The organism is Asaia sp. HumB (genome assembly GCF_030263835.1).
Classification (GTDB): Bacteria; Pseudomonadota; Alphaproteobacteria; order Acetobacterales; family Acetobacteraceae; genus Asaia; species Asaia bogorensis.
The window spans coordinates 846,533-860,014 of record NZ_JARPML010000002.1 but is presented as its reverse complement, the minus strand read 5'-3'; the positions used below and the strand labels follow the sequence as shown (position 1 = coordinate 860,014).

Annotated in this window: 10 protein-coding genes; all 10 read right to left on the bottom strand. The window is 56.4% G+C overall.

Annotated elements, in window-relative coordinates:
- Window positions 1-28: 28 nt before the first annotated feature.
- The 10 genes from P5689_RS04995 to flhA all read right to left on the bottom strand — a co-directional run bounded on the left by P5689_RS04995 (window position 29) and on the right by flhA (window position 13,264).
- Window positions 29-844, bottom strand: a complete 816-nt coding sequence (locus P5689_RS04995) for a flagellar hook capping FlgD N-terminal domain-containing protein (protein WP_285533840.1) — start codon at window positions 842-844, stop codon at window positions 29-31.
- Window positions 844-2,418 carry a hypothetical protein gene (locus P5689_RS04990; protein WP_285532328.1) on the bottom strand — a complete coding sequence of 525 codons (1,575 nt, stop codon included), beginning with the start codon at window positions 2,416-2,418 and terminating at the stop codon, window positions 844-846. The genes P5689_RS04995 and P5689_RS04990 overlap by 1 nt, the downstream gene beginning before the upstream one ends.
- A 403-nt stretch (window positions 2,419-2,821) precedes the next feature.
- Window positions 2,822-3,694, bottom strand: a complete 873-nt coding sequence (gene motA, locus P5689_RS04985) for a flagellar motor stator protein MotA (RefSeq protein WP_285532327.1) — start codon at window positions 3,692-3,694, stop codon at window positions 2,822-2,824.
- Between the two features lie 65 nt (window positions 3,695-3,759).
- Complete coding sequence (locus P5689_RS04980; RefSeq protein ID WP_285532326.1) at window positions 3,760-4,866, bottom strand: flagellar motor protein MotB; 1,107 nt, start codon at window positions 4,864-4,866, stop codon at window positions 3,760-3,762.
- An 18-nt stretch (window positions 4,867-4,884) separates the two neighbouring features.
- A complete protein-coding gene (locus P5689_RS04975; RefSeq protein ID WP_062165219.1) occupies window positions 4,885-5,643 on the bottom strand; it encodes a hypothetical protein in 759 nt (252 codons plus the stop codon).
- A gap of 132 nt (window positions 5,644-5,775) precedes the next feature.
- Window positions 5,776-6,189: a flagellar FliJ family protein gene (locus P5689_RS04970; protein ID WP_285532325.1), complete on the bottom strand. Its 414-nt coding sequence runs from the start codon at window positions 6,187-6,189 to the stop codon at window positions 5,776-5,778.
- Window positions 6,186-7,610 (bottom strand): flagellar protein export ATPase FliI, encoded by a 1,425-nt coding sequence (fliI, locus tag P5689_RS04965; protein ID WP_081866877.1) that lies wholly within the window; start codon window positions 7,608-7,610, stop codon window positions 6,186-6,188. Before fliI ends, P5689_RS04970 begins: the two co-directional genes overlap by 4 nt.
- A gap of 8 nt (window positions 7,611-7,618) precedes the next feature.
- Window positions 7,619-9,370 (bottom strand): DUF1217 domain-containing protein, encoded by a 1,752-nt coding sequence (locus tag P5689_RS04960; RefSeq protein WP_285532324.1) that lies wholly within the window; start codon window positions 9,368-9,370, stop codon window positions 7,619-7,621.
- A gap of 50 nt (window positions 9,371-9,420) precedes the next feature.
- Window positions 9,421-10,998, bottom strand: coding sequence for a globin-coupled sensor protein (locus P5689_RS04955; RefSeq protein ID WP_285532323.1), 1,578 nt, complete (start codon window positions 10,996-10,998; stop codon window positions 9,421-9,423).
- A 160-nt stretch (window positions 10,999-11,158) separates the two neighbouring features.
- Window positions 11,159-13,264 carry a flagellar biosynthesis protein FlhA gene (gene flhA, locus P5689_RS04950; protein WP_408868533.1) on the bottom strand — a complete coding sequence of 702 codons (2,106 nt, stop codon included), beginning with the start codon at window positions 13,262-13,264 and terminating at the stop codon, window positions 11,159-11,161.
- Between the last annotated feature and the right edge of the window lie 218 nt (window positions 13,265-13,482).

Here is a 13,482-nt window from a genome sequence, read left to right as displayed (position 1 = left end):
TGCGTATCGCGCTACCTCGTGGTCCTGTTTAGGCCTCAACGCTATCTGAGCTGTCAGAACTCTGGGTCGTGCTCGAGGCTGTCTTGCCACTGAAGTTGGTGATGTTCGACAATGGGATCGTGGCACTTCCCATCTGAATCTCAAGATCGGAGCTTCCTTTCGTAACGCCTGTCACAATGCCCGTTACGGTAAAGGGCACGTCGGATGTGGTGCCGGTAGAGTCGATCGTTTTTACCGCGACACTGTAAGCGCCGTCCGCCAGTTTGTTGCCCGAATTGTCAGTCCCATCCCATGTCCATTTGTTGGTGCCCGAAACAGCGGACCCTGTATCGGTCTTGACGATTTTTCCAGATGAATCGCTAACGGCGATGGCCACGTTCTGGCCCTGAGTTGCACTGAAACTCAGCGACGCTGCACCGCTCTGAAGGGGCAACGTGGTCGATTTCGCCGTAGCTGTCTGTCCCACCCACTGGCTGCCCGAACTGAGCTGGCTGCTCTCGTTGAGCGAGATAAGGGATGACAGATTGGTGTTGGTTTGCACCTGCTGTTCCACACCGGCGAACTGGACGAGTTCAGAGGTGAACGAGTCAGAACTCATGGGGCTGCTGGGATCCTGATGCTGCAACTGGGTCGTTAGCAACGTCAGAAATGTTGTATAGTTATTCGCAAGGGACGAGAGACCCAAGGCAGCGCTCGAACTCGATGAGGTGCTTGATGACGAAGAGTTAGCCGAAGCTTTTGCGGTGGCCTCAGCGGCCTGAAGCAATGCACTTTCGTTGCTGATCGACGAGGTTGCCAATGTTGTTGCCCTTGTGAAAAAGTCGAAGCGTTGAATGTCTGTCATCAAGCCGTGATGTTGACGCGGCCATTGGTTGCCAGGGCGGAGTCTGAAGCCCGCAATGTAATGCCGGTATCCCCTATGTTATCGGGTTCGGACGTCCCGAGTCTACTCTCTTGCTGTCTGTATCCGGGGTTGGAATTCTGACCACCGCCAGCAAAGTTTTGCCCTTGCATCAATAGGTTCATGCCATTTTGAGCATGATGGTCGTGGGTCTGCGCATTGGGCCCGCCAGACATGGATGAGACGATGTCGATTCTGATCGAAGTCGTATCAATTCCAGCTGAATGCAGGGAGGCGATAAGATCGTGTCTGGTTTTGCTCAGGCTTTCCGCAGTGGAATCATCATCGCTCTGAAGGATGATGCGTGTCGCTATCCCATTTTGCCCCTCGAGGCTTAGTTGAATCGGACTCGTATCAGTTGTCTGCAACGTCATAGTCAGTATCGTCGTCGAGCTGGACGCGGTCTGTGGCTGGTCACCTTGATTCGTCGTGGAGTCCGATGTCGCTCTTTCCATAGGACTTGAGATTTTTTGCTGCCCGTCTTCTCTTTGGCCGTTGAGCACCATCGATCCAAAATCGTTGTGTAACCCCCCGATGGCATCAGCAAGTTGCGCGACCAGCAAAGGCGTCGCTGCCTTTGCCTCAGAGTGATCCTCGGGCGGGTTGTCTCCTTTTGACGATGTTTCTTCGCCCTCTGTTCTGCCTGTCGTACCGCCTAACGCTGCGACGCCGGACCAGTCACTTTCATAGTCCGGTTCATCTGCTACGCCAGATTGCAGGGGCGTGACGCTTGAGGCAGGTTTGCCTGTGCTGTCGGAAAGAGATCCGAAATGCGCCTGTCTTTCGCTCTGCTGTACGGTCGCTTGATTGATGATCGGAGAAGTGGGCGTGTTGGTTTGGCTATTGTCTGGCAAGGTCGTGACTACCCAGCCTTTAGCGAGGGTACCATCCGTCAGATATGATGAGCCTCCACCAGTACCAGAGATAATAGCAGCGGACCGTTTCGCCGGCCAAGTCCCTCCTGTTTGGGTTATCGCTGCCGCAGGATCGAATGCGGCGGACGTGTTAATGGTTGGCAGTGATGACAATCTCCCGTCGTCCCGCCCGGTGCTGGCAGAAGCGCCTGACGGGGAGACAGGCCCGACATAGGCCCCAATCGCTGGAGTTGATGATCCTTGCAAGGTAGTCAGGGCGCTGCGGCCAAATGTTGTGTCAGGCGTTGTCGGTTGTTGCGTTGCATCGCCAATGAACAGGTTTGTGAGCGGGGGCGCACCGGCGGAGACTGGTTGAGCAAGGGCCGCGAAAGTATCTGATTGCCCCGACAACGCCGGGCTGTGCCGCTGGAAGGAGATATCGGCATTTTGCAGGATTGCTGACCCACTTGGTGCCTGTACCGAAGGGAAGGGCGCTGCGTGTGAGAGAATATCGAATCCATTCGACGACGAGCCCTTGGCGGATGTGCGTATGTCGCTCTGCCCGGACGTTGATGTCGAACCCATATCATAGGGGGCGAGGACCTGGCTTGAGGCTAAAAAATAGCCCCCTTGCATCACTGCGACCGATGATTGGTTGCTCACGGCTTCGTTGCTGATCGAACCTTCATCCTCTCTCCCGGAGCTGGTGCGTTGCCCTTTGCTCGAGAGTGTCGGGAGTATGTCGGGTGGGGCATTGGCTAGAGACGTTGAACCGCTCAACCCTCCCGCCACGGCCAGTGAGGCACCGCTGACGACATCTGACCATTTGTCAGTTGAAGGCGTCAGGGTATTCGAAACAGCTTTCTGTGGTTGAGTTGCCGACGAAAGTTGACTGCGGAATGACTGGGGGGACGGCAGGGGGGCACCCGACACTGCGGCGCCCGAAGTGAGTTGTGGGGCATTGCCGGGCAGGTTTGACCGCGATACCTCATCACTCGCCACAGATCGGCCCTGTCTCTCTCTCACTCTCATATTGACCACTCTGTCATCTCGCAGGTCAGGAGTGTCATGAAGCGACTCCCTGAGACTCTGTCAGGGCGACATCGAGTTCGAAAAAGCTCGGCATGGCAGCTGGTGGAATCTCTTTTCGTCCGATTTCGGCGCTAACCTGCGGGGGATTGCCCTGAAGATGGGCAACCAGGACCGTCTTGATGATGCCTTGATAACGGCCATCCTGCACAATCACCGCCTTGATTCTTGAGGCGAGAGGAGCCACCACCCCGTAGGACAGCAGAACGCCCAGAAATGTTCCGACGAGTGCCCCGGAAATCATCTCGCCCAGAATGGCAGGAGGTTTGCTGATTGAGGCCATGGTTTTAATCACGCCAAGCACAGCGGCGACGATACCCAGCGCAGGCAGGGCATCAGCAATACCCGTCAGACACTCTGAAATATGCAGTTTCTCGGCCTGATTTTTGCGAAGCTCGCGGGCCATGACGTCGTCAAGCTGGTAGGCGTCCTCGAGATTGAGGCTCACCAGGCGCAGATAATCGCAAATAAGATCGCGGGTTTCCGTATCGTCACGGACCTTTGGAGAGAGCGCGAAGATACCACTGTCTTGCGGATTTTCTACGTGCTCCTCGAGCGCCATCGCCCCTTTGGCTTGAGCGAGACGGGTCAGGCGAAAGAGAACAACGAGAAGATCCACATAGGCGGCCTTGTCATATTGCGGCCCTTTGAGCGCAAGCTTGAAGTTGTGCGGCAGTTCTTTCAGGGCACCTATGGAATTTGACATCACAAAAATGCCTAGCGCCGAACCAAGAATTGTAATCAGTTCAAAGGGCATGGATGCGAGCAGTGGCCCCATTACACCGCCTGATGCAGCGAATGAGCCGAAAACACACAGAAGGGAAAAGACAAGCCCCCCGATAAAAAGCATTTTTGAATTCCGTTTCTTATTCGAGGCTGAATGTTGAAAGGTATCTGATGTGATGTCGGAGGATGCTAAGGGTTTGGAAAAGAGGCACTGTGCCCAGCCTGTGGCATGATCTTAGGCGAACCGGGACTATTATCCACGGGTTTTTCGTGCTCGTCTGTAAGAGTGCCTGATCCGGCCTCCACCTGATTTATATCGGGATGCAAGCGATGCATGATGATAACGACCCGGCGGTTCGCTGCGGCTGACGGTACTGCCGGGTCGGCAAGTTCCCGATCTGCGCCACCTGATACGTCCAGGATCTTGGGGTCGGGATATCCCGACTTGACGAGAATTTCGCGTGACTGATCGGCTCTCAAGGCGGACAAGGTCCAGTTGGACATTCCTCCTGCAACCTTGCCCTTGAAAGGGGCTGCATCCGTATACCCGACAATTGAGATACGCTCCGGCATCGGCGCGAGCCATTTTGCTATCTCGCCCAGCATGGCGCGTGCGGCTTTGTTTGGTGCAGAGGCTCCAAGCTCGAACATTGGCACATTTTCGGTGTCGTGAAGCTCAATCCTGATTTCATCCCGACCATAAGAGATCGCCACATTGTCGAGATGATCGCTGGTATCTTTGCCTGCTTTGAGCGCCTGTTCCAGATTGCGTGTCATATCATGCAGGTTGGCCTGCTCGGCTCTCGATGCCTCGGACCCGACAGGGCCCGGTTTGTCATGACGCGAGCCTGCTTCCGGGCCCCCTATGGGGACGATTGCCGCCTGGGCCGGCAGCGATTCATGCTCGGATTGATGATGGGAGGCCGGAACTGCCTCGATAGGGGACGAAGCGCCATGCCCTTCATAAGGAACGGGCACCGGCCCCGCCGTATCCATATTCTCATTGTCTTCGAGACGATCAAAACTGCTCCCGCCCATCATAGGAGCGGGGGGAGTATCAACGATTTTTTCCGGCGGAATTGCCGATTTTTCATCGGCCAGCGGGTTGAAGTACTGGGCAATCCCCCGGCGCTGCTCGTCAGTCGTTGCATTCAGGAGCCACATGACGAGAAAAAACGCCATCATGGCCGTCATGAAATCCGCGTAGGCGATTTTCCATGCACCACCATGATGGGGCTCGTGTCCATCCTCATCTTGGCGACGGATGATGACGGAGGGGCGATTTTTTCTGGCCATCTGCGCTCAGGGGTCCCGTTATCGCCCTTTCAGGTGTAACATGCCCAGGCGGGACGCGGGTGTCCCTTCGAACGAGGCGCGTCCTGCATGGTTGAGAGCGATCGACGTATCCAGCCAGACCTCGCCACCCAGATCGCGCCAACGCTTGCAGAATGTGAAATCTTCGCTGAGATAGGTGCCGGTCTCCTGATCGATGCTGCCATCGAACAGGGCGTGACACATGCTTCCGTCTCCTGAGCCCGCCGCGTCTATGCGCCGGTAGGCGGTTTCCGGATAGTGTTTGATCATCGCTGTAATGACCTTGCGGCTGATCATCATAAATCCGGTGCCTGCGTAATGGGTCCGGAACAACGGCCCCTTGTCCCACGAGGAATGCATCGCATCCGTCTCACCGACGTAGCGTAGCGAGGCTGTTTCAAGCTTTTCACCGCGGTTCAGATTTTCCTGGGTTCCCTTGTCCCAGAAGCGCTCCTTGATAGGGTACATCCCGGCAACGATATCCTTGTCGGCTGCAAGCAGTCGGGCGGGCGCCTCTGCGGGAAACCCGATATCTGCATCTACAAAAAGAAGATGCGTTGCATCCGAACGTGTATAGAACTGATGAACGAGCGTGTTGCGCGCGCGGCTCACCATGGCATCGTCGCCCAGGAGGGACAAGGTCATGGGAATACGAATGATGCTTGTGCAGGCGATAATCGATTCCATATATTCCTGCGTTACAAGCCCGCCGAAGCAGGGCGTCGCAATGAATATCTTGGCGTTCTGTATCTCTTCCATAACATTCCTGATCGCTATTGGAATATGAGGTCTCCACCTGACTGGCGGAGTGAAATGACGAGGTTTGCGAATGTTAGAAAACGCAAACTCCAGGGCGTTCAAAGCGACGTATCAAAGACATTCGCCTATGAATTAGCGCGTACGCAACGATAACTCGTCGAGTACGGCTTGCTCACGGCGTGTGTGAGAATCATTACGCTCTTTTTCCAGACGCCGAAAGACCGTTTCTGTCGCCTTATGTCTGACTGCCGTCTCTAGAGCGAAAAGTCGCGCAGTTTCTGTCGCGGCAGAAGCGTTGTGATATTCCTCTGTGGCGTATGCGATTTTTTCAAGGCCAGACGGAAACCAGACGCGAAACGTCTCCATAGTCACGTTTCCCGCCGTTGCAATGCGACGTTCCTCGGCAAGTACGTCTGTCGCATAAGTCAGGCTCGCGGATTTGCCATCCTGCAGCTGCTGCGCAGCAATCAGTTGCGTTTGCGCATCAAGTCTCTCGCGTTCCCGTATTTTGGCCAAAGTGGCGAGGCAGCGCAGGCGATGGGTCATTGTGGTCCGCCATAGGCAGCAACCAGATTACTGAGGGCAAGAAAACTGTCGGACAGGGCTCTGACTTCCATGCGTTCCTGCTGGAGTAGAGAATCGATCTCCGGTGCGAGCCTGATGGCCCGGTCCGACTTGGCATCACTGCCCTCACGATAGGCACCAAGCTGAACGATATCCCTAATATCCTCCCACACTGCCAGTGTCGCGCGTGCCTCACGCGTCAGGGCATTCTCTTCACGGGTGTTGCATCCTGACGCCGTGCGGGAAAGGGAGCGCAGCACGTTTATAGCCGGATAACGTCCGGCCTCCGCTATGCGTCGATCCATTATCACGTGCCCGTCCAGAATGCCGCGAACCGCATCTGCAACCGGCTCATTATGGTCGTCTCCTTCGACAAGGACCGAATAGATGGCGGTTATTTGTCCCGCACGCCCGTCTGGCGTTGAAAGCCCCGGACCTGCTCGCTCGAGGAGTCTGGGCAATTCGGCGAAAACGCTTGGAGGATAGCCTCGTGTTGCGGGGGGCTCACCGCCAGAGAGGCCAATTTCCCGCAAGGCGTGGCAAAAACGTGTGACGCTGTCCATCAGGAGCAGCACTGATTTCCCCTGATCGCGGAAATACTCGGCAATCGTCGTGGCGGTATAAGCAGCTTCCCGCCTCATTAGTGGGGGAGAATCGGACGTGGCAACGACGACTACGGCCTTCGACAGCCCCTCTTCGCCCAGATCATCCTCAAGGAATTCCCTTACCTCACGCCCTCGCTCCCCAACGAGAGCGATTACGGCGATATCGCAAGCGCTGTTGCGCGTGAGCATTCCCATAAGCGTGGACTTGCCTACGCCGGAACCCGCAAAAAGTCCGAGCCGCTGTCCCTGGCGACATGTGGCAAACAGGTCCAATGCTGAAACACCCAGGCTCATCCGGGGGCCGAGGCGTGCGCGAGATGCTGCATCTGGCGGCGACGCCCGCAGGTTGCACGATAGGCCACTTGGGGAAAGGGGCGCTTTTCCATCGATGGGCTTGCCCATGGGGTCGATCACGCGACCAACAAAATGATCATTGACCACGAGATTTGCGCCGGAACGTTTCTGACGCTCACCCGATGGCAGAAGCGGAAAAAGGGCGCGACAACCGGCCCCAATGCCATCAAGGGCACCGAATGGCATCGCAATGGCCGTCTCGTCACGAAAGCCGACAATCTCGGCATCGATTTCACGTCCATCCAGGGCTGCGAGCGTGACCCGATCACCTACGCCAGTAAAGCCCGTCATACCGGTTAATGCGACGGAAAGGCCCGTAACTGCAGTGACCTTTCCTTCCAGGTATGCAACAGGAAGGTCGTGCAAAGGCGTTCTGACGGCCTGTGCAAGGGCACCAAGCTCTTGTGTGAGCCGGGAAAGTGTCAAGTCTTCATCAAGGCGCATTTGATCGGTCAAAACAGACCAGAATAAATGCTGGATGAAGAAGAACTGTCATCATCGCCGAACAAGGCGAGTATGCCTGATTTTGAGTCGTCACCACCAAACAGATCGAGCATGTCCGCAGGCTTGTCTGCTGGCTGCGGAGTGATCTGGAGAAGGGTCAGATATTGTTCAGCGTATTTCTGGATCTGATCAGGAGTCTTGAGTTTCGAGAAGTCTACCTTTTTCGTAAGCATGCGCACTTGTTGATCGTAGCTCAGCGCACCAAACGTCGAGGGATCGTAGCCTGATACGGTCTCGACCACCTGAAGCAACTTGGTATCGGACATGATCTGGCTGAGCGAGGTGACGCTGGCCATCTTGCGCGTAAAATACAGAGCGTTGCCTACGCCGTTATCCGTGTTGGCGTCGTTCGACTCATATTGCTGTTTCTGATAGTTCGAAACGATCTGATCGATCGACACACCGTCAACCGTACTGGAGACCTTACTGTCGCTCTTGAGCACCGATTGGCTGGCCTCGGAACTCTGTGACAGATTGGGTGGTTGGAGAGTGACGCTGTACTGCACTCCGTTGACCGTTGCCTGCAGCGAGGGGATGTCATGGGTGTACTGCCCATTGACCTGAAGCACGTTGCCGGAGCCATCGAACCCCACTGACACCACGGTGCTATTGACGGTAGAACCATAAGGATCGACGACGTAAGCACTCCAGGTGCTCGGATCGCTGCTGCTCTGCGCCCATTTGACCGACAGATACGTCCGACCGAGCGTGACATTGTTCGTATCGTCAGACGCCTGGTTCGGATTGAAAGGGACCGTGATATAGGTCTGTCCGGTGCCGGAAAGCGACCCGATTGTCGCGGAGGGCATTGAGAGCGAGGTGCTGGAAGAGTCGACGTTCTGCAACAGCACCGACTGGGTTGGGCTGGTAGCCTGGTAGCTGTTGCCAGCCATGATCACGCCTGAACTGCCCCCGAGCGTGCCCAGCGAGATTGATATTGCCTGACCCTTTTCATTCGCGTCGTTAAGCGTGATGGGCAGCTCGACCGCCTGTCCGGCTGCACCCGAGGCAATAGTCGCTCCGGTAGTCGTATTGGTCGCGGAAGCAAGCGTACCATCGCTGTTAAATGTCACCTGAAACGCATTGCTCGCGACCGATGCATTGCCCTCGGCATCAAAGGCAGAGACACTCCAGCTCAAAGGGTTCGTCTTGCTTTGTGTCCACTGAAGCGCAATCTTGTGAGCCCCGGAAACATCGTCATACGCATCGACGGCGGGCGAAACATATGTCTGGCCAGAGGCCCCTGCAGAGGGGAGGGTTGCGCTCATCGTTACAGAACTGGTCGGCGTATAGGTTGTGCTGAGCGCCGTTGAACCGCTACCAGTGATGAACGCTGTGTCGCTAGAGCTACCCTTGTTCTGCCCCCAGACCTTGAACGCGTCGGCGAAGGCAAGCCATGTTGCGTTTTGAGACGTCTTGGCGAGAGATTTACTGGAGCTGGGGTCCTGGGTCAGCAGGTCCTTGATGAGTGCTGTCGCATTGGCGTAGCTCCCCATCCCAAACGCCCCGAGTACGACCTGAAGAGAGGAATAATCTTTCAGGAGGGCATCAGCAGAGGTTATCGCAGGCGCTTTTTTTTCAAAGGCAGTGACTGCCTGCTTCGTTGCAATATCGCTCTTGGCGTAATTCGATGCGGCCAGATCCTCGTCCTTGAGGGCTGAGAGGTAGCTGGCAACCGGTGATATGTTTGTTATGGCCATACACGTCTCCCGGGGTTCCTCCGCTCTTGGGCGATCCTAACGGGAGAAAATTACGAAGAGGTTTCCAGATGAGCCTTTCCCGCGATCATTCTCCCCGGGCGCCCTGCCCCTCCCGCCGGGGGAGGGGACGTTCCTTCTGATGCCGAATTGCGCTCGATATCACTGAAGGCAAAGTGTGATACGAGTTCAGCAAGAGAGTCTGCTGTTGACACGAGGCTCTTCACTGCCTCTGCGCTTTCCTCGGCCGCGCCTGCATTCTGCATGGTCGTCTGCTCAAGGTCGCTCATTGCCACATTGAGTTCGCCGATGCTTTGGGACTGTCTCTGCGCAGATGATGCGATGACTGTGACGGCGCTGCTTATTTCCCGAACCTGATCCATCACCTTTTGTAGCGCCAGTCCGGCCTCTCGCACTTTCGTAACGCCGAGACGCACATGGGCATCCGATTGAGCGATCAGCCGTCCTATAGCCTCTGCTGCCTCCCGAGAGCGCTGTGAGAGGGCCCGGACCTCTTCGGCCACCACGGCAAAGCCGCGACCAACATCACCGGCGCGCGCGGCTTCCACGCTCGCATTCAAGGCAAGGAGGTTGGTCTGGAATGCAATCTCGTTCATGATGGTGATGATGCCACCGATCTCCTGTGAGGAAGACTCAATGGCAGTCATCGCGGCAATCGTATCGGTCCTGATGATGTCTGCATGTTCTGCCTCACGCTGGGCCACGAGAACCATCTCTTCGGTTTTGCGCGTCTCGATAGCGGTCTGCTTTACACTGCCGGCTATCTGGCCAAGCGCTGCGGACATCTCCTCCCCAGCCGCGGCCTGTTGTTCGGTACGGCTGGAAAGCTGATCGGCGCCGTGACCGATATCGGTGGCATTTGTTCCAATATGCACGGCCTCGTTGCTGATATGGTGTATCGTCTGCTGGAGCGTGACCGCAGCCTGATTGAAGTGCAGACGAAGAGCGTCCAATCGCTCCGGGACTGCCCCATCTTCAATCCTGAGGGTCAGATCACCATTCGCCAGGGCGCTCAGGGCCTGACCGAGGATCTCAACTGTCGCCTGATCTTCTTGCGCACGCTGCGTCTGCTCCTCCTGAAGACGGAGACGGGCCTGGTCCATGCCATCGAGGTAAGCCGATATTGTAAGATCGATCTCAATGAGGACAGCCTTGGTCAGACTTTCGATGCGTCCAGCCATGTCATCCACATTGTGTGAAGACAGCTTTTTCAGAATGCCCCGGGGCTGATCATCGCGGATGATTTCGTGCATCAGAGCAACAAAAATCCGGCCATATGCACCGATGTAAAAGCTGGGTTCCAGCCCGATACGGGCATGAGTTGTCCCTATCTTTGTGACATGTGCAACGTAATCCTCGTCAAACCGCGCCTTGGCTATACGTTGCCAGTGGGCGAGTTGCGCCTCTTTAGCACGCTCCATATGGGCGTTATCAGTAAAGAATGCACGTGAGCGCGGTGTTTCACGGATCTTCCGGTAGAGGCCGTCAAGCACTCCCGGAAGTTCCCGTTCTAAGAGACTGGCCATCGAGCGCAACGAGGTGAGATCACTCTGTCCCATGCCAATGAAATCCTGCCTGCGTGCCAGATCAGAGAGTAGGGTTTCAGTCATGTTGCAGCTTCTCGCCTGTTTGTTGGTACCCGACGGTGCGGTGCGCCCTCTATTGAGCGAACCTTCAAGAGTGCGTGAAGAGAGGATTGTTTGTTGTCATTGTCAATGATCTGGTCGTGCGGGGCCTTTTGGGGCTGGCTTATGGGGCGCGAGGCGAGGTCTAGGTAATCGTCTCGATGGTCTTGATACGTGCCCGGGGATAGATCTCTGCCTGGGATAGCACCGGGACCGCAGGGCGTACGCGCTCAACGATTGATCGCATTGAATCGCGTACAGTCGAGGAGACGACGATGACCGGCACCTCGCCATTTGCTGAAACGGCGTTGAAGGCGTCGCGCAGTTTGATCACGAAGCGATTGAGCATGGATGGCGGCATGGCAAGTCGCCGGTCGTCGCCTTGTCCGGCTATATGAGCGGCAAAGTCGTTTTCCCATTCCGGAGAGAGGGTAATCATCGGGATATAACCTGCGGGCCCCTCCAGGCCGCTGCAGATTTGTCGGGAGAGGCGGACGCGCACATGAGCGGTGAGGGCCTGGATGCCTCGCAAGCCCAGACCATTACCCTCCTGGATGCTCTCTAGAATTGTGGGCAGGTCGCGTATGGAGACCCGTTCGGCGAGAAGCGACTGCAACACACGCTGCACCGTACTCAGGGTAACCTGTGACGGAATGAGGTCTCCCACCAGCTTCTGCTGATCCCGGGGCAGTTCATCGAGCAGATTCTGGGTCGCTACGTAAGTCAGCAGATCTGGCAGATTTTGCCTCACAAGTTCGCTGAGATGTGTGACCAGAACACTCGCAGGATCGACGACCGTGCATTTGAGGGCCATGGCTCGCGGCTTGAGGGCCGGTGCAATCCACACGGCGGGAAGACCGAAAGCGGGTTCTGACGTCCTCTCACCCTCAAGATCGGGAGCGCCCCCCGATGGCGTCATGGCCATAAGGCGGCCAGGCCGGACTTCACCACTACCGATGGTGATTTCCTTCAGTTTGATAACGTAGCGATCAGACGGCAGGACGATATTGTCCTGTATGCGAATGGGCGGTGTAATGAAGCCCATCTCGGATGCGATTGTTCTTCTCAGTGCCTTGATCTGCTCGGTCAGTTGCGCGTTCTCACCATTGGTCATTGGAAGAAGCCCGAACCCGAGCTCAAGACGAAGCAGATCCAGTTTGAGCACATCAGAGATGGGTGACGCAGAAGGGGCCGGGGGCGCTTCGCTGACGTCACTGTCATTTTCATCTGGTGTCGGCACTTTCCAGCGCCACCATGCAGCGGTGCCGGCAAGGGCACCAATGATGAGGAACGGAAATGCTGGCAGCCCAGGCATCAATGCGAAGCAGCCGGAGAGAATCGCGGCCATCGCCATGGGCTTCGGGTTTCCGCCGAGCTGGCGGACAAGCGTGACGTCTGCCGACCCCGCAGTTCCTCCTTTGGTAACCACGATACCGGAGGCTGTCGAAACGAGCAGGGCAGGAATCTGGGAAACAAGTCCGTCACCGACAGTCAGCGTTGTGAACGTACTCGCCGCATCGCCGATAGGCATGCCGTAGCGGAGGACACCGATAGCCAACCCCCCGACAATGTTGATCCCTGTAATGATCAGCGCTGCGATGGCATCACCGCGGACAAATTTTGCAGCGCCGTCCATGGCACCGTAAAACGAGCTTTCGTCTTCGAGCTCCCTGCGCTTGAGGCGTGCTACCCTGTCGTTGATGGCTCCTGACGACAGTTCGGCATCAATGGCCATTTGTTTGCCAGGCATGGAGTCGAGAAAGAAGCGTGCTGCAACCTCTGCGATGCGTCCCGAGCCCTTCGTGATGACCATGAAGTTCACGACGAGAAGAATGCTGAAGACGATTCCCCCGATCACGACATCACCGCCCATCAGGAAGCCTCCGAATGCGGCGACAACATGCCCGGCAGCAAAGGTGCCTTCGTTGCCGTGGCTCAGGATAAGGCGTGTTGTCGCGATTTCGAGCGAGAGGCGGAGCAGTGTCGTGAGGAGAAGCAGGGTAGGGAATGAGGTGAATTCAATGGGTCTCTCCAAAAACAGGGAAACCATCAGAACAAGCACGCTCGATGTGATCGACAATGAGAGACCGAGATCGAGAATGAACGTCGGCAGAGGGATGATCAGAATCGACAGCAGCAGCAACACGCCGAGCGCAAGGCCGACATCGGTGCCGGGGATCGCCCGTCGCCAGGAGGTCTTGTAACTGCCATCTCTGACGGATTGAGATGCCTTCGTTACTTGCCCGGTCAAGGAAGAAAAAAGTTTTGAGGCAGCGTTGCCACCCGTGCGCGATTTGCTGGAGGAAGGGGCACGGACCGGAGAGACGTTTGCGCTTTCCAAAATGTCAGCTTTCCTAGCCTAAGTCATGATGCCGATGGCATTGCTGCGCAACGGGCCCCGACCTGTCGTCCTGAAAATGAATGATACGCCAATCGTTGCGGCAGGCGCTTGAATCTCGCGCCAAGAGG